General features: G+C 67.0%; 23 protein-coding genes. 5 read left to right on the top strand and 18 right to left on the bottom strand.

All coding sequences use genetic code 11. The features are described 5' to 3' along the window. Positions 1 to 8: 8 nt before the first annotated feature. The 3 genes from GYM46_RS09220 to GYM46_RS09210 are packed head-to-tail and all read right to left on the bottom strand — an operon-like array spanning position 9 to position 1,032. Positions 9 to 293 carry a hypothetical protein gene (locus GYM46_RS09220; protein ID WP_164952675.1) on the bottom strand — a complete coding sequence of 95 codons (285 nt, stop codon included), beginning with the start codon at positions 291 to 293 and terminating at the stop codon, positions 9 to 11. Further along, positions 290 to 682, bottom strand: a complete 393-nt coding sequence (locus GYM46_RS09215; protein WP_164952674.1) for a hypothetical protein — start codon at positions 680 to 682, stop codon at positions 290 to 292. The genes GYM46_RS09220 and GYM46_RS09215 overlap by 4 nt, the downstream gene beginning before the upstream one ends. A gap of 2 nt (positions 683 to 684) precedes the next feature. Continuing rightward, entirely contained in the window at positions 685 to 1,032 is a 348-nt protein-coding gene (locus GYM46_RS09210) for a hypothetical protein (RefSeq protein ID WP_164952673.1), read from the bottom strand. A gap of 98 nt (positions 1,033 to 1,130) precedes the next feature. Here GYM46_RS09210 and GYM46_RS09205 point away from each other — a divergent pair, with 98 nt between their 5' ends. Next, positions 1,131 to 1,574, top strand: coding sequence for a MerR family transcriptional regulator (locus GYM46_RS09205; RefSeq protein WP_164952672.1), 444 nt, complete (start codon positions 1,131 to 1,133; stop codon positions 1,572 to 1,574). A 110-nt stretch (positions 1,575 to 1,684) separates the two neighbouring features. On the opposite strand, the gene trbB is transcribed toward GYM46_RS09205, so the two are convergent. From trbB to GYM46_RS09190, 3 genes are read right to left on the bottom strand one after another with little or no spacing between them, the layout of a single operon-like run. Then, positions 1,685 to 2,641, bottom strand: coding sequence for a P-type conjugative transfer ATPase TrbB (trbB, locus tag GYM46_RS09200; RefSeq protein WP_164952671.1), 957 nt, complete (start codon positions 2,639 to 2,641; stop codon positions 1,685 to 1,687). Next, positions 2,641 to 3,048 (bottom strand): hypothetical protein, encoded by a 408-nt coding sequence (locus GYM46_RS09195; RefSeq protein WP_244304233.1) that lies wholly within the window; start codon positions 3,046 to 3,048, stop codon positions 2,641 to 2,643. The genes trbB and GYM46_RS09195 overlap by 1 nt, the downstream gene beginning before the upstream one ends. A 22-nt stretch (positions 3,049 to 3,070) precedes the next feature. Further along, positions 3,071 to 3,811, bottom strand: a complete 741-nt coding sequence (locus GYM46_RS09190; RefSeq protein ID WP_166450302.1) for a type IV secretory system conjugative DNA transfer family protein — start codon at positions 3,809 to 3,811, stop codon at positions 3,071 to 3,073. A 397-nt stretch (positions 3,812 to 4,208) separates the two neighbouring features. On the opposite strand from GYM46_RS09190, the gene GYM46_RS09185 reads away from it, so the two are divergent. Next, a complete protein-coding gene (locus GYM46_RS09185; protein ID WP_035305764.1) occupies positions 4,209 to 4,430 on the top strand; it encodes a hypothetical protein in 222 nt (73 codons plus the stop codon). Positions 4,431 to 4,813: 383 nt separating this feature from the next. On the opposite strand, the gene GYM46_RS09180 is transcribed toward GYM46_RS09185, so the two are convergent. The 3 genes from GYM46_RS09180 to GYM46_RS09170 form a co-directional block, all read right to left on the bottom strand. Next, positions 4,814 to 5,278, bottom strand: coding sequence for a GcrA family cell cycle regulator (locus tag GYM46_RS09180; RefSeq protein ID WP_035305766.1), 465 nt, complete (start codon positions 5,276 to 5,278; stop codon positions 4,814 to 4,816). A 119-nt stretch (positions 5,279 to 5,397) separates the two neighbouring features. Further along, a complete protein-coding gene (locus GYM46_RS09175) occupies positions 5,398 to 5,826 on the bottom strand; it encodes a single-stranded DNA-binding protein (RefSeq protein ID WP_035305768.1) in 429 nt (142 codons plus the stop codon). Between the two features lie 35 nt (positions 5,827 to 5,861). Further along, positions 5,862 to 6,218 (bottom strand): single-stranded DNA-binding protein, encoded by a 357-nt coding sequence (locus GYM46_RS09170; protein ID WP_035305771.1) that lies wholly within the window; start codon positions 6,216 to 6,218, stop codon positions 5,862 to 5,864. Between the two features lie 181 nt (positions 6,219 to 6,399). On the opposite strand from GYM46_RS09170, the gene GYM46_RS09165 reads away from it, so the two are divergent. Both GYM46_RS09165 and GYM46_RS09160 read left to right on the top strand, forming a co-directional pair. Beyond that, on the top strand, positions 6,400 to 7,008 hold the full coding sequence (locus tag GYM46_RS09165; RefSeq protein ID WP_035305776.1) for a DUF433 domain-containing protein: 609 nt from the start codon (positions 6,400 to 6,402) through the stop codon (positions 7,006 to 7,008). Beyond that, positions 7,005 to 7,436 (top strand): type II toxin-antitoxin system VapC family toxin, encoded by a 432-nt coding sequence (locus GYM46_RS09160; protein ID WP_035305778.1) that lies wholly within the window; start codon positions 7,005 to 7,007, stop codon positions 7,434 to 7,436. Before GYM46_RS09165 ends, GYM46_RS09160 begins: the two co-directional genes overlap by 4 nt. 5 nt (positions 7,437 to 7,441) lie before the next feature. Here GYM46_RS09160 and GYM46_RS09155 read toward each other — a convergent pair whose 3' ends face one another. The 9 genes from GYM46_RS09155 to GYM46_RS09115 form a co-directional block, all read right to left on the bottom strand. Continuing rightward, positions 7,442 to 11,701 (bottom strand): strawberry notch-like NTP hydrolase domain-containing protein, encoded by a 4,260-nt coding sequence (locus GYM46_RS09155; RefSeq protein WP_164952668.1) that lies wholly within the window; start codon positions 11,699 to 11,701, stop codon positions 7,442 to 7,444. Between the two features lie 164 nt (positions 11,702 to 11,865). Further along, the gene (locus tag GYM46_RS09150) at positions 11,866 to 13,944 is read right to left on the bottom strand and encodes a ParB/RepB/Spo0J family partition protein (RefSeq protein ID WP_135194129.1); all 2,079 of its coding nucleotides are present in this window, start codon (positions 13,942 to 13,944) and stop codon (positions 11,866 to 11,868) included. Between the two features lie 51 nt (positions 13,945 to 13,995). Beyond that, positions 13,996 to 14,790 (bottom strand): toprim domain-containing protein, encoded by a 795-nt coding sequence (locus tag GYM46_RS09145; RefSeq protein ID WP_348271530.1) that lies wholly within the window; start codon positions 14,788 to 14,790, stop codon positions 13,996 to 13,998. A gap of 118 nt (positions 14,791 to 14,908) precedes the next feature. Next, on the bottom strand, positions 14,909 to 15,601 hold the full coding sequence (gene radC, locus GYM46_RS09140; protein WP_135194131.1) for a RadC family protein: 693 nt from the start codon (positions 15,599 to 15,601) through the stop codon (positions 14,909 to 14,911). Positions 15,602 to 16,003: 402 nt separating this feature from the next. Then, positions 16,004 to 16,561 carry an isoprenylcysteine carboxyl methyltransferase family protein gene (locus tag GYM46_RS17025; protein ID WP_208861697.1) on the bottom strand — a complete coding sequence of 186 codons (558 nt, stop codon included), beginning with the start codon at positions 16,559 to 16,561 and terminating at the stop codon, positions 16,004 to 16,006. Beyond that, positions 16,491 to 17,612, bottom strand: coding sequence for a type III polyketide synthase (locus tag GYM46_RS09130; protein WP_154725907.1), 1,122 nt, complete (start codon positions 17,610 to 17,612; stop codon positions 16,491 to 16,493). Before GYM46_RS09130 ends, GYM46_RS17025 begins: the two co-directional genes overlap by 71 nt. Positions 17,613 to 17,922: 310 nt before the next feature. Then, a complete protein-coding gene (locus GYM46_RS09125) occupies positions 17,923 to 18,117 on the bottom strand; it encodes a DUF1289 domain-containing protein (protein WP_135194134.1) in 195 nt (64 codons plus the stop codon). Positions 18,118 to 18,124: 7 nt separating this feature from the next. Then, a complete protein-coding gene (locus tag GYM46_RS09120) occupies positions 18,125 to 19,237 on the bottom strand; it encodes a nickel/cobalt efflux transporter (RefSeq protein WP_154725908.1) in 1,113 nt (370 codons plus the stop codon). 7 nt (positions 19,238 to 19,244) lie between these two features. After that, positions 19,245 to 19,520 carry a metal-sensing transcriptional repressor gene (locus tag GYM46_RS09115; RefSeq protein WP_088582496.1) on the bottom strand — a complete coding sequence of 92 codons (276 nt, stop codon included), beginning with the start codon at positions 19,518 to 19,520 and terminating at the stop codon, positions 19,245 to 19,247. A 67-nt stretch (positions 19,521 to 19,587) separates the two neighbouring features. Between GYM46_RS09115 and GYM46_RS09110 the strand changes: the two genes are divergently transcribed. Next, positions 19,588 to 20,907: an MFS transporter gene (locus GYM46_RS09110; RefSeq protein WP_088582497.1), complete on the top strand. Its 1,320-nt coding sequence runs from the start codon at positions 19,588 to 19,590 to the stop codon at positions 20,905 to 20,907. The last annotated feature ends 28 nt before the right edge of the window (positions 20,908 to 20,935 follow it).

Genomic DNA, 20,935 nt, shown 5'->3' with positions numbered 1-20,935 from the left:
CGCGATGCTCAGGCCTTTTCTTTGCAGCCGCAGGACCCGTCCACGCTGCAGGATGGGGCCGGGCGTTTCGGCCGCATCAAAACAAGAGCGGCGCCCAGAACGATCAGCATCAGCGCGCCGCAGGCGATCGCATCCCAGCTCTGGCTCAGGGCGACGCCTGCGGCGGCCAGGGTCGCACCGCCCAGTACTAGCGCCGCGATCGGCACGGCGCAGCAGGCCACGCAGGCGCCCGCCAGACCGAGAACGACCCAAGGCGGTCTGATCTTCTTCTTCGGTGTCGTTTCGAGGGTCATCGCAGCATCGCCATCAGCGCGGGTTCGATCCGGGGCCAGACGAGGGCCAGGGCGAGCATGAGAGTTGAAAGAGCCATCATGATTACGGTCGATCGCGCCAGCGGATGACCGCGGCGGAAAGTCCGCCACGCCAACCAACCCCAAGCAGCGAGCACGATCATGAAGGCGACGCCCGTGATCCACATATGGGCTCCCGCGAACCAGGCCAGGACGGCGCCTGAGGCGCCCAGAGCCAGCACCGGGAAGGCCAGCGGCACGACGCAGCAGGCCGCACATCCGAGAACGGCGCCCGTAGTCGCGACGATGGAGCCGACGCCGACCGCCTTCTGGTTCGGGTCGCCCTTGGCGGGCTCGGCGTTCAACGGCGCGCCGGGGGTCAGAGAGGTCATGATCAGCAGCATCCACGGGTTTGGGCCTGGGTCGACGGACCCGAGGCGATAAAGTCTTCGAACAGGGTGTCGGCGGCGAGACGGGCGTCTTCCGGCGCCGTGACCACGAGACAGACGGACCCCAGCCGCGGCTCAATCTCAAAGGTCAGGAAGGCGCAGCAGGCGGTTTCCTTACGGACGAGTTCTTCGACATCCGCGAGCGCGCCGGCTTCGTAGTCGATGTGCAGCGTCAGGTCGTCCCGGCGATGGCTCTGAAGGCTGCGCTGGTTGAGATCGGCGATCCACCGAACTCTCTCCTGATAGTCGCCGGCGCCCAGAGTGCAGGCGATCGGAACGTCCTTGGCTGCCATGTCTCACGCTCCTGAACGGGTCCGATGCACCGTTCCATTGGACGCCTTGTAGGACTTCAAGTAACTTTAGCTTCAAGCCCTATTTTCCGGATGACGACATGGACCGTGCTCTCTCTATCGGAGCTCTCGCCAAGCGCAGCGGGACCAACCCGCCGACGATCCGCTATTACGAGGAGATCGGTCTGGTGCGCCGCGCCGAGCGTCGCGACGGCGGGCATCGCACCTATGGCGACGCTGACCTCAAGCGACTGACCTTCATCCGCCGCTGCAGGGAGTTGGGCTTTCCTATCGATCAGGTGCGGAGCCTGGTCGACCTGCTCGAGAACGGCGACCGCTCGTGTGTGGACGCCCGCGACCTCGCGCGACGGAATCTGGAGGACGTCCAGACCAAGCTCTCGGAGCTCAAAGCGCTGGAAGCCGATCTCACCAAGCTCGTGACCGACTGCGACGCGGCCTGTGTCGGCGGCCCCGGACCTGATTGCGTAATTTTGGAAGATTTGAGCTACGTGCGGTCATCTTCTTGCTGCGGGACGAGGTCGTAGCACGACCTAGTTGGAGCCGCGCGAGTGCCGTTCCAGACGTGACTTCCCGAAAGCCGACCTTCCCAGTGCGCAACAAAATTCAGACTTTGTAGTTTCGAGTTCGACGAAAATCAGGCCAGGACACTAATCGCGTAGCCGTCGTCGCCCAAAGGCTCGACACCGAGTACGGCCTGGACCTGCCGTCCGGAGGCGGTGCGTCGGATGTGGACAATCCTATCGACGGCCTGGGCGATCGCTCGACGCGGCGTGCGCGAGGAAACCTCGGCAATCAGGTCCTCGACGCGACGCAGAACGTCGTCGGCCGAGTTGGCGTGGAGGGTCGAAAGTCCGCCGGGATGGCCCGTATTCCAGCTCTTGAGTGTCTCCAACGCCGCCGCCCCGTCCCGCATTTCGCCGACGACGATCCGATCGGGTCGCATCCGGAGCGCATCCCTGACCAGATCGACCACGCCGATCGGGATCGGCTGACGGCGGGTCAGCACCGACACCGTGTCCCAGGCCGAACACTGAAGCTCTGGCGTATCCTCGACGAGGAAGACCCGATCCTGGGCGAAGGCCGGCTCAGCGAGCACGGCATTGGCGAGGGTGGTCTTGCCGGATCCGGTGCCTCCCGAGATGAGGATATTGAGTCGCTGCTCCGCAGCGTCACGCAACACGACCGCCTGTTGATCGGTCATGACTCCGTCGCGGACATAGTCTTCCAGACTCCAGATCACCGAGGGCCGTTTGCGGATCGAGAACGCAGGCGCGCTGGTGACGGGCGGCAGCATCCCCTGAAACCGCTCACCTGTGCCGGGCAGGACCCCAGCGAGCCGGGGATCGTCGCGCGTGACCGTCTCGCCGACATAATCCGCGATCAGGCGGATCACCCGCTCCCGCGACTCGGCCGACAGGGTCGCGCCCGTATCCAGCCGCCCTTCGCCGCTGAGGTCGAGGATCAGACGGCCGTCGGGATTGGCGAGGATTTCGACGACCGCCGGCTCGACCAGGGCCGCCAGAATGGTGTCGCCCAATGCATGGCGCAGCGCCTCGAGCTTGCGCTCGGCGATGATCGGATGGACCGCCATCAGTTGGCCTGGCCGAACGCCCGGCCTTCGTCTGGCACGGGACGATCAGTCCGTCCGGCGACGATGCGGGCGGCCGTGGCGTCCAGGAGTCGTTCGATACGACGATCGACGGCCGCCTGGACCGTGGGGTCCTCGTCGACGATAGCGTCGGGGAGCCGGACGAAGAAGGCGCGGGCCACCTCGATAAGCAATTCCTGGACGATCTGCATGTCGCGAGCCGTGGATCGCATATGGTCGCGAAGGGACCGTTCGAGCTGCAGCAGGCGATCCTCGGGATCGGCCTGGGGGCTCTTCTGCAGTCCACGGGCGATGGCACGCCCGGCCGCCTGACTGAGCGGCATCTTGCCGCTACGGGCCTCCCGGTTGAGACCAGACACGACCTTGGGATCGGTTAGATAAACCTGCACACGGGCGCTCGCCGCTTCTTTCCTAGCCATCGCCTAGACCTCGCAAATGATCGAGCGCCGCATCCTGCGCGGCCATCTCCTGCGCCACCCGCCCGTAGATATCGGCCACCCGCGCTGCGACCTTCTTGTCGTCCATCGCTGCGGCCACTTCCTTGAACAGCGGCAGAGACGCCTCTGCATCCTCGCCCAGACTACGGCGACCGGCCCATGGGTGCGGAGCTCCGGGCGGCGCATCCAGCCGCGCGACCTGATCGGGCGCGACGTCTTGCGCACGCGTCCGAAACGGTTCGCGGACGTCGTAGAGGAGCTTGGTCGTCCGCAGCGGCCGGGCGCCGGCGGCGAACACCAACTGGATGTCGTCTGGAAGGGCGCGGATCTCGCCCGGCTCCAGCAGCGGGCGCTCGATCTGAGACCGGGACACCGAGCTGCGGCCAGCTGCCAGCCCCGCCGGTGAACTGCGGCTGGTCCGGCTCTCCAGCACGGACCCCGTCAGCTTCGACACCTTGTCCTGGGTCAGAGGATCGAGCGCGCTGAAGGCGGTATAGATATGCAGGTTGTCGAGAATGGTGTTGTTGGCGCCGTAGGTCTCGACGATATCGTTCTGGAAATCCTCCAGCGCGGTGTCAGAGATGACGTCGATCAGCTCGGTCATGAGCGCGCGCCCGAGTTGAACCAGGGCATCTTCGGTCGGAAGCGAACCTCCCTCGTCCAGGGAAGCGGACAGGTCGGCCAAGGCGGAGGATGAAGTGTTGAAACGGGTCATTGGAACATTCCTGGAGAATGTCGAGCGCCCCATGCGCAACGACCCCGGTTTTGGCCACAGCGGGGTCCCCGGCAGTCACCGGAGCGGAGGGCCGCTTGCCCTCCGTGGAGGGAATAAGGCGAAGCCGTTGACTTCCGGGGTGCTGTGACAAAATCGGAGGGCGTTGTGTGGGGGTAAGTCGTCGTCGCCCTTCGCGACGACGACACCACTCGGCGCCGTTGCGCCGATACGGAAGACAAGACAACGCTCTTCCCGTCCGTCGGCGTCGGCGAGCCGGCGGCGCTACGCGGTTGCGAACGTCTGAGGGCGCCGCAGGCAATAGTCCGATGCTCACTCACTGGCATGAGAGAAACCAGCGGTGCTAAATCAACCCGTCCTTCAAACGTCGGAGCCTGGTATGGAGAAGATCACCGTCGCCGTGCTGCGAACCCAAGGCGGATGGCGCGTCATGAAAGACGATCGGCAGATCGGTGAATATGACTTCCGTGTCGATGCGGAGGACGCCGGATTAAAGCTGACGCGGCAAATCCATCTCTCAGGCCGCGACGTGGAGCTTCTCGTGCAAACCGAGGGCTCCCACGACGTCACGCCGATGCGAGGCTGGGAGACGGTTCACTGAAGAGAGGACGGCCTGTCTACGGGCCCTTATTCTGCGGCGGAACCGGTCCAGCCGACGGGACGCCAGCCTGCCAAGAAAGGCCTCCATCGCCCCCTGAACGGGGCCGCTGATGTCACGCTTGCGGGCGTCCATGTCGAGGACATGCGCCGCCTTTTTTTCGGGAATTCCAGCCAGAAGCAAGGCGCGCGTAGTCGTCGCGGGTCCCAGCGCAGAATCTGACGGGCGACTTTCAACTCAGCGGCCGGGGCCGCGTCGGGACCTCGATCGGCCAGAGGCCGACAAGCGGGCGGCCCGATCTTGGCTGCCCGGGCCAAATACAAACGGCGACCTCGTCGAGGCCGCCGTTCAGATCGTCTCAGATTGCAGCAAGGGCGTGACGGATCTCAGTCGAGAAGCGCCAGCCGGTCGAGGGTGCGGGGAGTGTCCGCCGCCGGCCGATAGGCGACGGCGGCATGCAAGGCACAGAAGGCCCCCCGGGTCACCGGTTGACCGCACAGACTGAAGTCAGCGGCTCCGGGCTCACCGAAAGGCCAACGGCACTGGCAGCGCCGCACCGAGAGGACTGTTGCCAGGCCATGTTCAGCCGCGACTACGGGACGAGCGTCGATCGGCCGGGTCGCCAGGGACCTGGCCGGCGAGAGGCCGACCGGCTTCGGACGGGCGTCAGAGCCTTTGGGCGGGCGGCCGGAACGGCCCGCCGACAGACCTATGCGATGGACCTTGCCGAGCACGGCGCTGCGCGTGATGCCATTGGCGAGATCGCGGGCGATCTGCTCGGCGGTCTGGCCCTCGAGCCAGAGTGTCTTCAGACGACCGATGCGGTCATCGGTCCAGGCAGAGGCGGTCATGGGAAGCTCCGATGCTGACGAGCCCGATCGGCTCGCCCTGCGCCGCCCTGCCTTTCCCTCCCTCCCCAAAGGAAACGGCCCGACGCTCGCGCGCCGGGCCGCTCTCATTCGCCCGCTGTCTAGAACGGGATGTCGTCGTTTAGGTCGTAGCCACTGGCCGGCTCCTGGACCTGGCGACCGGAGTCGCCCTCGTCCTCGGCGGCGCCATCGGAAGCTTCGCGCCGGTTCTTCAGTCGGATATCCCCGACGATCACGCGCATGTCGTAGTGTTCGACACCGTCCTTGCCGGTCCAGGTGTCGTTCTCGACATGACCCTGGATCACGACGCGGCTGCCTTTGCGGGCGAACGGGCCGATGTATTTCTCGGCCGTCGCCTCGTTGAAGCAGATGCAGTTGAAGCCGGTCGTGCGTTCGCCGGGCGTGCCGTCGGCCTTGCGGAAACGGGTAGTCTCGAGCACGCGGAAGCTTGCCCGCTTCTTGCCCGAGCCTTGAGCCGAGAGGACGGAGGGGTTGGCCGTCAGATAGCCTTCGATGATCACGGTTTGCATGGTCAGTCTCCTGAGAATTGAATGTTGATGAGGGATCAGGCGGCGGCGCGGTCGGCGCTGCTGTCCTGGATGTCGCGTTCCTCGGCCCAGTCGAGGACGGTGAGCCGGTTGATGACCAGTTCCTTGGCCGTCCGCTCGGTCCCGTTCTTGGCCGCGTAGGCGGTGTCGATGAAAGCGCCGATGACCACGGCCTCACACCCCTGCGCGAGGCCCCGGGCTATGACCTTCTCGTTGAGGCCTTTGGACCAGCTCACGCAGTTGACGCCGACCAGCCGATCCTTGCCGGCGTTGTCGACGCCGCGGCTTTCAAGCAGGCGAAACACCGCCTTGCCGAAGTCGTCGGTGATCTGGGGGTCGGCCGCCAATCGGCCGGTGAACATCACGTTTTGCATGTCAGTCTCCTGGATATCCGAAGCCGTCGGGGAGCCGATCTCCCCAATCCCGCTTCACCCGGAAACTCCCTTCCTCCGCTCCTTTGGACGGTGTTCGGTCGCGCACGCGATCCTGGGCCTCACCGACATTGCCGAACCCACAATGTGATCCTATATTGGATCATATTAGGAGGCTTGTTCGATGCCCGATCCCCAGTGGACTCTGCCCGAAGCGGCGTTCGTCCTTGATCAACCGCTCGACGCGATCAAACGCGACGTCAACCGCCGACCACTCAAGCCAGAGGCCTCAGGTCCGGCCAAGCGCGCTGTGCGATGCGTCGGCCTGACCGATCTCGTCTATCTCGACATGGTGGCCACCTATCGCCACACCCTGACGCCTTCCGCGCTCGACGACCTGTATGTCGCCGTGATCAAGGAGTCTCCGCAGTCCGCCAGTGTTTCTGTCGGGCCGCTCATCGTGCAGTTGAAGCGGCATCGGACAAATGTCGCGCAACGCCTGAAGGCGCTGGAGGCTGTGGATCGCGCCATCGAGATCAAACACGGCGCTCCCGTCGTAAGAGGCACCGACATCGAGGTCCACCGCCTAGCGGCGCTCTCGGCAGGCGGAGCCACCGATGAGGAGATCCTCGAGGACTACCCGTCGCTGTCGCTCGCCAAGATCAAGGCGGCGACCGCTTATGCGCGCGCCCATCCCAAATCCGGTCGCCCTTACCCGGCGACGTCGGCGAAGCGCGCGATGCAGGGAGCCGACCTTGGCGGGCTCGAGCCATTCATGCGGCCGAGGGGATGATCTATCTGCTTGACACCAACGTCGTCAGCCAGAGCAGCAAGCCCAAACCGTCCGCCAACATCCTGGCCTGGCTCCGGTCGGTCGATGACCACGAGCTCTGCATCAGCGCCATGACTGTCCGCGAGTTGCGATACGGAGCGGAGCGGGCGACAGCCGCTGACCATCCTGCCGCCGCGGCGATCACACAGGGCGTGGACGCGGTCATCGCCGCCTATGCGGGCCGCATCCTGCCCATCGACGAAGCCGTGGCCGCCGTCTGGGGCCGGATGCTGGCCGAGCGCGACGGCGACGAGGAGGATACCGCCCTGGCCGCGACCGCGCTGGTCCACGGTCTGACGCTCGTCACCGCCAATATCAAGGATGTGACGGGTCGCGGCGTCCCCCTTCTGAACCCGTCCCGGTCCCCGCCGAAGGCGACGCCGGTCTGACCCGCTCAGGCGGCCTGCCCGTCGAGGACGGTCTGAACCGGATGGCGGCGCAGCACCGCCTCCAACACGGTCGGCCGCTCAACCGGGACGAAGACCCGAGGCGTGTAGGCGATGATCTCCACGAAACAGCCCGAGACGACCAGGGCGTCGCGATCCGTCCGGCCTCCCACCACCTCGATGCGCCAGCGGTCCATAACGCGGGACCGCTTCAGCCACAGCCCGCCCTCCAGCGATAGCTGGACGTTGCGGTCGAGGATCGTGGCGGCGGTTCTCGCGCCGTCCGCCCAAACCTCGGCGACGTCGGTCAGACCCAGGCTCGTCTTCAGAGTTCGAGCCTGAACCTGGTCCAGAACCCGCCCCAGCCAGCGGCGTCCGTCCGGCGCCCGGACCCGGCGAACCGAGCAACCCCGCGCCGGCAACCGGCCCCAAATCGGCAACAGCAATCCCGTGGCAAGCGTCAGTTCGCGCGTCCGCCAAGGGTCGGTCCCGGCGACCTCTTGGTCCCAGACCCGCCGCCAGGTCGAAACCTCCGCTGGCTTCCACGCCGACTCCTCGAACGTCTTCTCGGCCATCGTCTGGCGATCGTCGGGCCGAACCAGCCGCACGGCGGTGATCAGGCGGTTCTCGTCCGTCGAGGTGGTCAAGCCGAGTTCCGCAATCGCGGCGCGGCCCGACTTCTCGTTGACGACCAGCTGGTGGGCGACATCCTTCGCCCAAGTCAGGGCGGCGTCGGCGACGAGGATCTCGCGCCTTACCTTGAGCGAGAAGGTCACCAGAGCCGTCTCGGCGCCGGTCGAGACATCGGTCCGGATCACTTCCTGATCCGTGACCTCCAGTTCCTCGGCCTCGATGTCCTCCAGCCCGCGGTCCAGTTCACCGGAGGCGGCGGCTCGATCGAGGATGCCGGACAGGATGCGGTCGAAGTCCGCGAACAAGGCGTTCTGGTCGGCGATGCGCAGCGCCAGAAGCCGGTTCAGGAAGGTATGGATCGGCGGCAGGTCGTCGGAGGGTTTGAGGCCGCCGTCGTCGTCGAGCAGCTTCAAGCTCGTCTTGGCCACGAAGGTCTCAAGCGTCATCGAGTCCAGCTCCCCGAAGGCCAGTGCGCCGTAGAAGACCAGCAATGCCCGGCGCGCCCAAGGGCTCTCCAGATTGTCCTCGGCGCGGAACAGGCCGGCTCCGGCGGTGCGCCGTTCGCCGCGCGTGAGCGCGCCCAGAGAGTCCAGCCGGCGCGCGATCGTCGAGGTGAACCGCTTCTCGCCCTGGATGTCGGTGGTGACGGGCCGGAACAGGGGCGCGGATGCCTGATGCGTCCGGTGGGAGCGGCCAAGGCCCTGGATGGCGGCGTCGGCCCGCCAGCCCGGTTCGACCAGATAGTGGACCCGCCGCTGCTGGTTCGGAGCCGACAGGTCGGCATGGTAGCTGCGGCCGGTTCCGCCGGCGTCGGAGAAGATCAGCACCCGCTTGCGGCCCGACATGAAAGCGTCGGTCTCGGCGCGGGCCGCGGAGGCGCCCCGCCGATCCACGACGCGACGACCGTCCCTCACCACCCGGCGCGACCGGCCCGTGATCTCGGCGACCGCGTCGGTCCCGAAAGCTTCCAGCAGGGCGTCGAGCACGCCCGGCACAGCGGGCAGCAAGGCCATCTTCTCGATCAGGGCCTCGCGTCGGGCCAACGCCTCCTGACTGAGGGCGGGACGACCGTCGTCTATGACCGGGACCATGGTGACATTGCCGTCATCGTCCTCGACCGCCTCCATCAGATGCACGGGAAAGGCCTCGCGCAAATAGTCGAGGACGTATTCTCGCGGCGTCAGGTCGATGGAGAGGTTGTTCCATTCCTCGGGCGGGATCGAGGACAGCCGCCGCTCCATCACCGCCTCGTTTGTGGAGACAATCTGGACCACGGCCGAGCGCTCCGAGGCGAGGTCGTCGCGGATTGACGCGATCAGGCTCGGCGCCTTCAGGCCAGCCAGAAGGTGACCGAAGAAGCGCAGTTTAGCGCCCTCGAAAGCGGAGTGGACCGCGGAAGCCGCCATCGCGCTCTTCGGCTTGCCAGCGTCGTCGCTGAGACCGGTCGCCTTCAGCGCCTCTGCCAGATTGGCGTGGATCAGCTGGAAGGCGTCGGCCCACTGGTCCCATACGCCGACGTCGTCTGGCATCAGCGGATGGACCAGGGGTTCGTACTCGACGCCCTCGAACGACAGCGATCGCGCCACATAAAGCCCGAGCGCCTTGAGCTCGCGTGCGACCAGCTCCATGGCCGCGACCCCGCCCCGGTCCATGGCGTCCAGGAAGTCGGCGCGGGACATGAACGGCGCTTCGGGCCCGCCCCACAGGCCAAGACGTGCGGCATAGGCGAGGTTCTCGGCCGTGGTGGCGCCCGTGGCCGAGACATAAAGTATCCTGGCGTTCGGCAGACGGTTCTGCAGCGCCAGCCCCGCCATGCCCTGCAGCGAGGCCTTCTTCGTCCCCCGCGCGCCCTTGCCGCCACCGGCCGCGTTGGCCATGGCGTGGGCTTCATCGAAGGCGATGACGCCGTCGAAGTCCTCGCCCAGCCAGGCGACGATCTGGTCGAGGCGGGAGGGACGGACGCCCCGCGCCGGCTGACGCAGGGTCGCGTAGGTGGTGAACAGAATACCCCGGTCCAGCCGGACCCCGTCTCCCTGCTTCCAGCTCGACAGCGGCACGATGTCGTGGGCCCCGCCGCCGATGGCGCCCCAGTCGCGCCGGGCGTCCTCCAGCAGGGCGTCATTGCGGGAGAGCCAGACTGCGCGCACGCGCCCCTGGCTCATGTTGTCTGCGACGATGGCGGCGATCTGCCGCCCCTTGCCGCAGCCGGTGCCGTCGCCGAGGAAGAAACCCCGACGGAAGGCGAACGCTTCGCTTTGATCATCGCGCACGAGCGCCACCTCATGCGGTGCTTCGCCGAGGCGGAACCGGCCGGGCAGGAAGGCCGCATGGGCCTCGCCGGCGTAGATCACCGTCTCCGTTTGGGCGTCGGAGATCCGGCCCTGGTTGAGCACCGCCGGCGGCAACACCGGCCGGTAGGTCGGCGCGGGCGGCGCGACTGAGGCCATGGGCCCGGATTCGACCAGGGGTGAAGGGTGAGGCCGGGGATCGGGCAGGACGATCCGCGCCAGGGCATGCGCCTGATAGAGGCCGACGTCCCGGCCCTCTCCAGCCCAGGGCCGCGCCTCATAGGCCAGGGGTGTTGCTCCGGCCAGGAAGGCCAGTCGGCCTGCGGGAAGGGCCAGCCCGCGGTCGCGCGGCGCGAGGAAGGCGGCGGCGTCCAACGTCAACCGCACGCGCGGGCGGGCGGTGCCGCGATTCGGAAGGCTCGCGAGAATCCGGGCGGTCGCCTCCAGATCCTCGGGTTGGTGAAGAAGGCCGTCCCAGACGGCTGTCCCGCCGCGATCCATAACCAGCAGGCCGGTCTCGACCGAGGTGCCGTGTTTGGCGAAAGCGCGCGCGGGAAACGCCACGGCGGCCACCATGACGCCGTGGCCTTCGAGCACCCGCCTCAGATCGGTGTCGGCAAGGGCGGTGAGGGGCACGATCGCCGCCATCCGGCCGCCGTCCGCCAGAACCTTGACCGACGCGATAAGATGGGCCTGAAGATCCGAGAACGGCGGGTTGCAGACCACGACGTCGAACGCCCCGGCGTCCCCGAGGAGGTCGGGTAGATGGCGGCCATCGTGCCGCCGGCGCGTCGCCTTGGCGAACAGTCCGTCGAGGAGCGCGGCGCGCGTGGGCGCAAGCTCGTTTAACGTCAGGCTCGCCCCGCACGCTTCGGCCACTACGGCCAGCAATCCGGTCCCGGCCGAGGGCTCCAGCACGAGGTCGCCCGGCCGAACCTGCGACGCCAGCACCGCGAGGGCGGCGAGTTGGGGCGGGGTGGAGAACTGGTCCAGCGCGACCTGTTCCTCACTGCGCCGGCTGTGGGTCAGGCCAAGCGCTGAGACCGCGGCGAGCAGAGCGGCGATCTCGGCCGGGGCGTCCTCGAGCCGGGCGATCTGCGGCGCGAGGCGGCGGATCTGAAGCACCGTCGCGGCCTCGATAGCGTCATAGGCGTCGCGCCAGGTCCAGCCGCCCTCGGCGTCGGACGCTCCGAACGCGGTGGTCATCACCTCGGCCACGAGACGTCGATCCAGCGGGCGCGAGCGGGCAAGATGGATGGCCAATGCACGGGCAGCGGCCAGGATGTTGGCGGGGAGATTCCCGACGGCGAGGTCGGCGAACAGCGACAGGTTGCGGATCGTTGACATGGAAGGCTCCGATCGCCTGGAGCGGAGGGCTCCTCCCTCTCGGTCCTCCAGGCTCGCTTCGCCCCGCCCTCCCTTCGTCTCCCCGACAGTCGCGTCGACGCGCACGACGACAGAGAAACACCGTCCCGGCAGGTCGCCGGGGCGGTGTTTCCGTGTGCGGATAATCAGGCGGCGGCGACGTCCAGGGCCGCCTTGCCCGCCGGAGTGACGACGAAGGCGCCGGCCCCCTCGTCGTCCTCATCGACGCCATCGCCGGCGGCCTGGTCCTCGACGTCCGGGGCGTCCTGATCGGCGTCGATCGGGGCGGCCCAGGACAGGGCGGCCGGAGCCCAGGTCCGTTGCGCGGCCTGTTCGGCCACCCAGTCGACCAGCTCGGTCTTGCGGAGCGTCTTCGCCCGCTCGTCCTCTGCGCCCATGGTCTCGAGCATGCCGGTCAGCAGGCCCTTGGAGTGGGGCTGCAGGAAGGGGGCGTCGGGTGTCCAGTGTAGAGTGATGTCCGCCTGGCAGAGAGCGGCCAGCTCCGCCGCCTCGGCCCGGGCGCTGCGGCGGATGGAGAAGGTCTTCTCCTCCCGGACGTCGAGGCTGATGGCGGTCAACTCCGCCAGCAATCCCATCTTCTCGCCGTGGGCCAGCCCATGCACCCAGCCGATCACCGTCTTGCCGGACGCTTCCCAGGCCGTGCGGCGATCTTCGAGCCGGCGACGCACGTCCCCGTCCAGGGTCTCAATGACCCGGCCATTGGCGGGATTGAACCCACAGGCCGTGATGGCCAGGGCTGAGTCCACGCGCCCGATGTGGGCGCGCCGGACGAGGACGGTGAACAGCCGGGCGATCAAGGCCGTCAGCCCCGCCCCGGGATCGTCGGCCAAGGCGCGGATCAGGCCGCGCGTCGCTACATCGGTCCGCACGGTGTGAAGGGCGTGGTTCACGCCTTCGGTCTCCGGCTCCGGAGCCTCGACTTCCGGCGGGACATAGGCCGGTGGCGCCGAGGTCCGACGCGCGGCCTCCGGCGCGGCGTCCTCATCCTCATCGTCGATCTCGGGTTCCTCCGGCGTGTAGCAGCGGACATCGACGCCTGCCTCCGCGGCCGGCCACAGGACCATCGTCGTTACGACCCGGCCCCCGCATCCAGTCTGGTCTGATGCGATCCTGGCGTGGATCATATCGACGATCGCCAGATCGGCGACGTCGGGGTGCTCGACGTCCGCCAGGGCGATGCGCGCTTTCTCTGTCCGATCGTTGAACACCTCCCGCTGCGCCCGATAGCGCGCCATCTCTTCGGCGGGGAGTGAACCGCCATACACATAACCGAGCGCCTCCAGATCATCGGTAAGCTCTGGCTCCGGGCCGGCGGTCACGTGAACCGAGATCCCTTCGGCCTCGAACACGGCCGCGATCCCGCGTGCGCGACGGGTCCAGACGTCGGTCAGAATGTCCGGGTCGAGCAGGACCGGCGGAAGCTCGCCGAACAGATCGCTCTCCGTCCGCCCCCCGGCGTCGGCATAGGCCCGAGGATCGACCAGGGCGCAGCGGCGATCGCGCGTGGTGACCCGGCTGTCGTCGAGACGTTCGCTGACCCGCCATTCCTGAAACCCATGGCCGTCCAAGGTCATCTGGGCGAGAGCCTCCTGCTCCTGGCGATCCGGCAGCCGTGCCAGCAACCGGGTCTGGCGAAGGGTGATGCGGCCCGCCTTCAGCGCCACCAGAGCGGCCGGCGCGACCCCGGACAAGGCGGCCAGCCGTTTGATCTCGATCTCGTCATAACCGAGCGCCCGCGCCATGGCGGTGATCGTCAGTTTCGACTTCAGCATCCGGCCGATGGCCGCGATGACGTCGGCCACGTGGACCGGGACGGCGGTATTGGTCAGCAGGACCGCCGCCGCCTGGCGCGCCGGATCGGTCTCGACATAGGTCCGGACCGGATAGTCCTCGTCGATGTCGCCGGCCTCCAGCAGGATAGCCAGCGCCAGACGACGACGACGACCGTCGAGGGCCATGAACGGCTGCTCCTTTTTGCCGCGACCGGGCCTGACGGTCACGGGCTGCAACTGACCGGCCGCCTTCAGGGTAGCGGCCAGGGTCGGAATATCGTCGTCGGGCGGTTCGCCATAGCGCAGGTTCTCTCGCGCGATGCCGAGATCCCCGAGGCGGACGATGCGTTCCACGGGCGTGAAGATGACGGCCGGGGTCGGGGTTTCAGGAATAGAGGTTGTTGGGGTGATGACGGGAACGAGGTCGCTCATGAGGTCTCTCCTGCCGGGCGTCGGGGCCCATCCCTGCCGCTCCGGCGCCCCTCAGCGCCCTCGCTCCCCCTTTTGCGACGTTGCCGCGACCGCGACCTCGTTCCAGTCGCCGAACGGCGGGTCGGGCCATGACGCCTCGACATCAAGTCCATCGCGGACCAGGCGGCGGCGGAGCCGGGACGCCGCCGCCTCACCGGCCTCGCCTCGATCGGCGGCGATCAGGACCCTGCGCACGCAGGCGGGCGGGCTCCAGACGGCGAGGTTGTTGGCGGCCATGAGGGCCCAGCCGGGAAGACCGAAGCGGTCCATTGCCGACAAGGTCGTGACGACCCCTTCGCCCACCAGCATGTTTTCGGCCGCAGGCGAGAGGCGAACGGCCGCGCCGGGGGGCACCTGACCCACGGTCTTGCGAGCCAGGCGCAGACCGGCAGCGAGCAGCCCGTTGGTCTCGAGATATGTCAGTTCGACCGCCGTCAGACGATCGTCGGCGTCGCTGATCCGGGCGATCAGAGCCGGACGCGAGCGCCCGCCGCTCCGATACACCGAGAGTGGCGCGGCCGGGTGCAGCCGAAGATTGGAGACCGCGTCCTCGGCCAGAACGGCGCGCCGCTGTAGATAGAGAGCGGCCGGACCGTGGGGTGTTCGCCCCGTCGTCGCGGTCCACAGACGCGACGCGGTCTCCACGCGAAAGCGCCGGTCCGGTCTCGGCGATGAGGACCGTCCGCGCCCGCCGCCGGTGAGCCGACCGGCGTCGTCGATGAAGCCTCGACCGCGAAGATCATCCCGGGCAGTGCGCCAGTCGGCGCCGCCGAATCCGTGGATGATGACGCGATCATCGGCCAGCATCAGAGAAACCGAACGATCCGCCGTGCTGTGACCGGGTGCGGGGATGCTGGCGCGTGAGCCCCCGGCGTAAAGGTCGCCGCCCAGGGCGGTGACGATGGCTTTCAGGGTCATGGCGGCCTCAGATCAGGCCGAGCTGTTTGAAGCTCGCCGTACCCTGGCGGCCGATGACGAGATGGTCGTGGACCTGCAGGCCGAAGACGCGCGCAGCATCGTTGATCTGCCGCGTCATTTCGATGTCAGCGCGCGAAGGCGTCGGATCGCCGGACGGATGGTTGTGGACCAGAATGAGCGCGGAGGCCGAGACTTCGAGCGCGCGCCGGATAACTTCCCGGGGGTAGACCGGCGCGTGGTCAACGGTCCCTTCTGCGAGGAATTCGTCCCGGAGGAGGACGTTCTTTCGATCCAGGTAGAGGGCGCGGAACTGCTCCCGGGGTGCGTGGGCCAACGCTGAGCGCACATAGGCTATAAGGCATGACCAGGACGATACGACGGGACGTCGGCAAGCTTCCGACCGGGCCAGACGGACGCTCAACTGCTGCAGTAGTTTGAGGTCGGTGATCGTGGTCGCGTTCAGTGAAGCGGCCCGGGCGAGTTCCGGCGGGTCGGCAGCGACGACGGCTGCCACCGAGCCGAAGACCTTCAGCAAAGTCTCAACGGCCCGGGGAATGTCACGCTGTGGCAAGGTGCGTGTCATCAGCAGGGAGAGTAGGGACGCGTCGTCCAACTCCGGCTGAAGGGCTCCCGGTAGATCAAAAAGCGACGCCGAGAGACGATCGGAAGGCTGGGGCGTCGATGAGGGCAAGGGTCGCATCACGGGCTCCTGGACTGTTCCACCCCCGCTCGGGGCGGCCGCCTCCGCCCTTCCTTTTTCTCCGGTTCACTGTTGGCGAGGTACGCCGCGGGCGTCAGGTTGGCTCCTGAAATGGCTCCTCATGCTCGCCGGCCACGCCTCGTTTCTGGCCAGACGTCTCGAAGTGGCGGGACGCCGAGACCCTCGAAGTCCGCCCCATCTTTTTTCTGGTCACCCTCAGGAATGGCCTGATCTTCCTGTTTGCGATCCCGATCTTCGAGCTGCTCGAACATGCCCAGACGAGCGGCTGGATCCAGACGGTGTTCACACTGCCCTGAGCCAGGCGCCGCGAACTTGCTGGACCGCCTAAAACCAAAAAGCCGCTTGGCTGGTGGACGGGGCTTCGCACCAGAGTTGCTAAGCTCACCGCCAGGATCCGCGCCTGCTGACACGACAGGAAGGCCTCGAGCGGTCTCCTATCCCGGCTGCGCTCCGGCGGTTGCCGCCGAAAGAGCCCGGGCCTCGCTGCGGATGCGCACCCACATCATCGCTGCGTTGAGAAGGCTGAATATGATCGCATAGCCGACCAGTCCGAAGGCCAGCGGCAGGACCGCGATCGAGGGCGACCACGACATAGTTGGGATGGGAGACGAAGCGATAAGGCCCCCGAGTGACCAGCGGCGCGCCTGGCAAGGTGATGATCCGGGTCGTCCAGCGGGAACCGAGAGTGGCGATCACCCAGACCCGGCCTGCCTGGAGCAGAACGAAGACGGCGAGCAGGGCAAGGTTGACCGGCCTGTCCCACGCGAACGCCCACAGTCCCAGAAGCCAGGCCCCGTGCAGGAGGACGATGAAGACGTAGTGGTCCGCGCCCGTCTCGACGGCGCCCTGGGCGCGCAGACGGTGAGTGTTATACTCGGCCAGAACCAGTTCCCCGAGCCGCTGCGCGGTCACCAGGGCGAGGACGACGAAGGGCTGCATCCGCCGCCGCCCTCAGGGTCACGGTGCTGAGGGTGAAACCTGGCCCCAGGGCGGTCACGACCGACCGGTTCGGCAGGCCCTGTCGTCTCGCCCGGTCGAGGACGTAGAGGACCGTCGGCGCGGACATGTTGCCGTGGTCGGCCAGAACCTCCCGTTCGTGATCCAGACTGCCCTGATCGAGGGACAGGGATCCCTCCAGGGCGTCGATGACCTTCATTCCGCCCGGGTGACAGATGAAACGATCAACATCCTCAAGCTCCAGGCCCTGGCGTTCGAGCATCCCGACCATCGCCGGTCGGAGGTTTTCGCGGGCGAACGGAGGAATGGCGCGGTCGAAGATCACGCCCAGACCGGTCGGGCCGACGCGCCAGCCCATGACGTCCAGACTTCCGGGCCAGGTGTGTTCGCCCGCCGCCTCGATCGAGGCGAAGCCCGCCTCGCCGCAGCGCACCACACAGGCGGCCGACCCGTCGCCGAACAGCGCCGTCGCAACAATGTCCGCCTTGGTCAGATCCTCCATCCGGAACGAAAGGGTGCAGAGCTCGACCACGACCACGAGGATCACGGCCCCCGGCGAGGCCTGGGCCAGCCTTCCCGCAAGGGCGAGGCCCGTCGCTCCGCCGGCGCAGCCGAGGCCGAAGACCGGGACCCGCGCTGCATCGGAGCGAAATCCCATCCGGGCCATGGCGCGGGCCTCAAGGCTGGGCGTGGCGATGCCCGTCGATGAGACCGTGATGACCACGTCGACATCGGAACCTTTCAGGCCTGCTTGATCGAGAGCCGCTTCCGCGGCTCTGGCGAACATGCCGACCGCGATGTCGAGATAGGCCTGGGTCCGTTCCGGCCAACTCCGTGGAGTGAGATACCAATCCAGGGGCATGGCCGATTGCCGCGTCCTGATCCCCGCAGTGTCGAACACGGGCAGCATCCGGTCCATTCCGGGAAACCGGTCTCTAAACAGCGCCTGAGCGACCCGGACCACGTCCGTCTGGGTCATGACATTCGGCGCGTTTGCGGTCGCGATGGAGAGAAGTTTGGCGGAAGCCGGCATCGAGGTTCGCTCCGGTCGGCATCGGTTGCGACCCGAACGCTAATCGCGCGAAAGCTTCAAGGTTCCAAAAAGGCTTACAGTACAGCTAGATAAGAACCGGCATCACTCGCAAAAGCACCCAGAAGCGGAAGCATAGCGTTCGAGGATGAAGCACGAAACAGCTCCCGAGATGGGCGGTCGGCGTGCCTCTCGACCAGTTCATTCTCGACCGCTATCTCGCCAGCGCCGGTCAGAATGAGACGTCGTCGGGTCTCAAACGCCGTAACCCGCAAGGTGGACCGGAGCGATGGCCACGGCCTCACGTCTCTTTTCACACCGTCGGTTTCGGTGTGAGGTTGGCTGAAAGCCTGGCGAGACGACGCGGCAGATCCCGTTCGATGGTTCTCTTCTGATAGGGACTAAGCTTGCGCCAGCCCGCTATCTCCGGGCGCGTTCGACCACAGCCTTCGCACTGACCCGAGCGGCCGTCGAAGGTGCAGATATCGATACAGGGCGTGCCGGTCATGAAGGAACTACCCGGCCAGGGCCATGACGGCCTGCCAGGTGAGAACCAGGCCGACGATGGCGATCAGCCCGCCTGAAAAATAGGGCGCTTTCCGCGCAAAAGCCGCGAAACCTCCCGACCAGCGCTTCTCCGCATGCCGCATCCCGATCGCCGCTGCGACACCGACGGTGACCATGGTCGCCGCCAATCCGATCGAAAAGCACAGGACGAGGGTCGCACCCAAGGCCACCTGCTTCAGCTGCAGGCAGAGCAGCAGGACGGTGATCGAGGCCGGGCACGGGATCAGGCCGCCTGTCAGGCCGAAGAGCATGATCTGCCAGGTGGTCACCTTGCGGTTGGCGAACCGTTTCTTGATGTCGTTGGCGTGGGCGCGTTCATGGGCGTCCTGGTGGCCGGGGTTTGAGACATCCAGGCCGCCGTGGTCATGACCATGCTCGTGATCGTGTTCGGCGAACTCGACGTCGAAGTCATGGGTGTGATTGCCGTGGCCCAGAACCAGCCGCGCCGTGAAGGCGTGGGGTTCGGGAATGACGTCAGCCGATTCGAGATAGCCGTCGCGTGTCTCGAAGTGGAATGTCTGGACGGAGCCGTCCGCGCGCGTGGTGGCGACCTTGATGTCGCCGGCCCTCGGGACAGGACCGTGATCGGGGGCAAACCGGAAGCGCGGCGGAATACCGTCCTCGAAGATACTCAGGCTGACGACGCCATGGCCCGTGTCGATCCAGCGCGTCTCGTCGTGGGTGTGGTCATGATCATGCTCGTTATGGACGGCGTTCTGCTCGCGCCATGTGGCCAACAGCATCCAGGCGGCGACACCGAGGATGATCACGGCCGAGGCCAGTTGGAACCAGCCCTCCGAGGCTTCGATGTCGAAGAACTGACCGAAGTAAAGACCGGTCAGGGCGATCGCCCAGACGATGGCCGTGTGCGACAAGGTCGCCGAAAGCCCGAGCAATACCGCCTGCCAGACCGTCCCGCGCACGGCGACGATGAAGGCCGCCATCATGGTCTTGGAATGCCCCGGCTCAAGACCGTGAAGCGCCCCGAGAAGGAGGGCCGAGGGAATGAACAGCCAGGCATGGGCCGAGCCCTGCGCGAGCAGGTCCGCAAACGGAGTCATCGGCGTCTCACAGGTATTTGGTGATGTCTTTGAACTCGGCCATGGCCTGCCGCGCCTCAGCCGGATCGCCCTCCGCCGCATGGGCGAGGCAATGGTCGATGTGATCGTGGATCAGGGCCTTCTTGGCCGCCGCCACGGCCTTCTCGATTGCGTGAAGCTGCTGGGCGAGGTCGAGGCAGGTGCGGCCGCCCTCGATCATGGCGATGGTTTTCCGCAGATGTCCCTCGGCGCGTTTGAGCCGATTGACGATCTCGGGATGGGATTTATGGACGACGTGGGCCATAGCAAGATGCTATCCCCCCGGAGGGGATAAGGCTAGCCCCCTGGCTCGACCCGCAGGATGATCTTCGATGTTTTCCCCGCTCCGACATGCCGGTTATCGGCACCTGTTTACGGCTCAGGTCGCGGCCCTGCTCGGCACGGGCATGGCGACGGTGGCGCTGGGTCTGCTGGCGCATGATCTGGCCGGGGCCAATGCCGGCGAAGTCTTGGGGATGGCCCTGGCCATCAAGATGATCGCCTATATCGGCGTCGCGCCCTTCGCGAGCGCCCTGGCGGCCAGGCTTCCCCGCAAGGCCCTGCTGGTCTCGCTGGATGTCGTCCGGGCCTGTGTCGCCGGCGCCTTGCCGTTCGTTGGCGAGGCCTGGGAGGTCTATGCCCTGATGACGGTGCTGTACGTCGCCTCGGCGGCCTTCACCCCGGCGTTCCAGGCGATGATCCCCGACCTGCTGCCTGACGAGGCGGAATACACCAAGGCCCTGTCGCTCTCGCGCCTCGCGGCCGATCTCGAGAGCGTGGCCAGTCCCGTGCTGGCGGCCGTGCTCCTCGCCTTCATGAGCTACAACAATCTGTTCGCCGGGACGTCCCTCGGCTTCGTTATCTCGGCCCTTTTCGTCGTCACGGCTGCACTGCCGGTACTGACGCAGACGGCTCAGAAACCCTTCATCCAGCGGCTCACGGGCGGGGTTCGCCTGTTCGCTTTGACGCCACGTCTGCGCGGTCTGATCGCCATCAGCATCGCCGAGGCCGCCGGCGGGGCCATGGTGTTCGTCAACACGGTCGTCCTGGTGCAGTCCCGCTTCGCCATGTCCGGCCAAGCCGCCGCCTGGGCGCTAGCGGCTTTCGGGGCGGGGTCGATGGCGGCGGCGATCGCCCTGCCTCGCCTGCTGGACCGGGTCGCAGACCGGACCGCCATGTTGTGGGGCGCCGCGATCATGACCCTGGTGCTGCTTGGGGGATCGGTGCTGGCGACTACCTATGTCGCCCTGCTCATCCTCTGGGCCGTCATGGGCGTCGGCTATTCGCTGACCCTCACACCGGCGGGTCGCGCCTTGCGTCGGTCTTCCAACGCACAGGATCGTCCGGCCCTGTTCGCGGCGCAGTTCGCCCTGTCCCACGCCGCCTGGCTGATCGCCTATCCGGTCGCCGGTCTGGTCAGCGCGGCTGCGGACCCCAGCGCGGCCTTTCTGGTGCTGGCCGCCCTGTGCGCGTTCGGAACGGTCCTAGGATTTGTAGTCTGGCCTGCGAACGACCCGACGGACCTGCCGCATCGGCATGACGCACCGGCCGAAGACGATCCGCATCTGGACGGTCAATCCGGAGAGGCGTTGCACAGCCATCCCTTCGTCATCGACGAGCGCCACCCGCGATGGCCGACGACGAAGGAGTGAGCCCAAGGCGGGAGACATCCGACCGTAA

The organism is Brevundimonas mediterranea, from assembly GCF_011064825.1.
GTDB lineage: Bacteria > Pseudomonadota > Alphaproteobacteria > Caulobacterales > Caulobacteraceae > Brevundimonas > Brevundimonas mediterranea_A.
The sequence above is the reverse complement of the archived record's forward strand: the minus strand, read 5'-3'. Positions and strand labels throughout refer to the sequence as shown.

Coding starts and splice junctions, on each gene's coding strand:
- GYM46_RS09220 (WP_164952675.1), bottom strand. CDS start 293: ATGACCCTCGAAACGACACCGAAGAAGAAGATCAGACCGCCTTGGGTC.
- GYM46_RS09215 (WP_164952674.1), bottom strand. CDS start 682: ATGACCTCTCTGACCCCCGGCGCGCCGTTGAACGCCGAGCCCGCCAAG.
- GYM46_RS09210 (WP_164952673.1), bottom strand. CDS start 1,032: ATGGCAGCCAAGGACGTTCCGATCGCCTGCACTCTGGGCGCCGGCGAC.
- GYM46_RS09205 (WP_164952672.1), top strand. CDS start 1,131: ATGGACCGTGCTCTCTCTATCGGAGCTCTCGCCAAGCGCAGCGGGACC.
- trbB (WP_164952671.1), bottom strand. CDS start 2,641: ATGGCGGTCCATCCGATCATCGCCGAGCGCAAGCTCGAGGCGCTGCGC.
- GYM46_RS09190 (WP_166450302.1), bottom strand. CDS start 3,811: ATGACCCGTTTCAACACTTCATCCTCCGCCTTGGCCGACCTGTCCGCT.
- GYM46_RS09185 (WP_035305764.1), top strand. CDS start 4,209: ATGGAGAAGATCACCGTCGCCGTGCTGCGAACCCAAGGCGGATGGCGC.
- GYM46_RS09180 (WP_035305766.1), bottom strand. CDS start 5,278: ATGACCGCCTCTGCCTGGACCGATGACCGCATCGGTCGTCTGAAGACA.
- GYM46_RS09175 (WP_035305768.1), bottom strand. CDS start 5,826: ATGCAAACCGTGATCATCGAAGGCTATCTGACGGCCAACCCCTCCGTC.
- GYM46_RS09170 (WP_035305771.1), bottom strand. CDS start 6,218: ATGCAAAACGTGATGTTCACCGGCCGATTGGCGGCCGACCCCCAGATC.
- GYM46_RS09165 (WP_035305776.1), top strand. CDS start 6,400: ATGCCCGATCCCCAGTGGACTCTGCCCGAAGCGGCGTTCGTCCTTGAT.
- GYM46_RS09160 (WP_035305778.1), top strand. CDS start 7,005: ATGATCTATCTGCTTGACACCAACGTCGTCAGCCAGAGCAGCAAGCCC.
- GYM46_RS09155 (WP_164952668.1), bottom strand. CDS start 11,701: ATGTCAACGATCCGCAACCTGTCGCTGTTCGCCGACCTCGCCGTCGGG.
- GYM46_RS09150 (WP_135194129.1), bottom strand. CDS start 13,944: ATGAGCGACCTCGTTCCCGTCATCACCCCAACAACCTCTATTCCTGAA.
- GYM46_RS09145 (WP_348271530.1), bottom strand. CDS start 14,790: ATGCTGGCCGATGATCGCGTCATCATCCACGGATTCGGCGGCGCCGAC.
- radC (WP_135194131.1), bottom strand. CDS start 15,601: ATGCGACCCTTGCCCTCATCGACGCCCCAGCCTTCCGATCGTCTCTCG.
- GYM46_RS17025 (WP_208861697.1), bottom strand. CDS start 16,561: ATGCAGCCCTTCGTCGTCCTCGCCCTGGTGACCGCGCAGCGGCTCGGG.
- GYM46_RS09130 (WP_154725907.1), bottom strand. CDS start 17,612: ATGCCGGCTTCCGCCAAACTTCTCTCCATCGCGACCGCAAACGCGCCG.
- GYM46_RS09125 (WP_135194134.1), bottom strand. CDS start 18,117: ATGACCGGCACGCCCTGTATCGATATCTGCACCTTCGACGGCCGCTCG.
- GYM46_RS09120 (WP_154725908.1), bottom strand. CDS start 19,237: ATGACTCCGTTTGCGGACCTGCTCGCGCAGGGCTCGGCCCATGCCTGG.
- GYM46_RS09115 (WP_088582496.1), bottom strand. CDS start 19,520: ATGGCCCACGTCGTCCATAAATCCCATCCCGAGATCGTCAATCGGCTC.
- GYM46_RS09110 (WP_088582497.1), top strand. CDS start 19,588: ATGTTTTCCCCGCTCCGACATGCCGGTTATCGGCACCTGTTTACGGCT.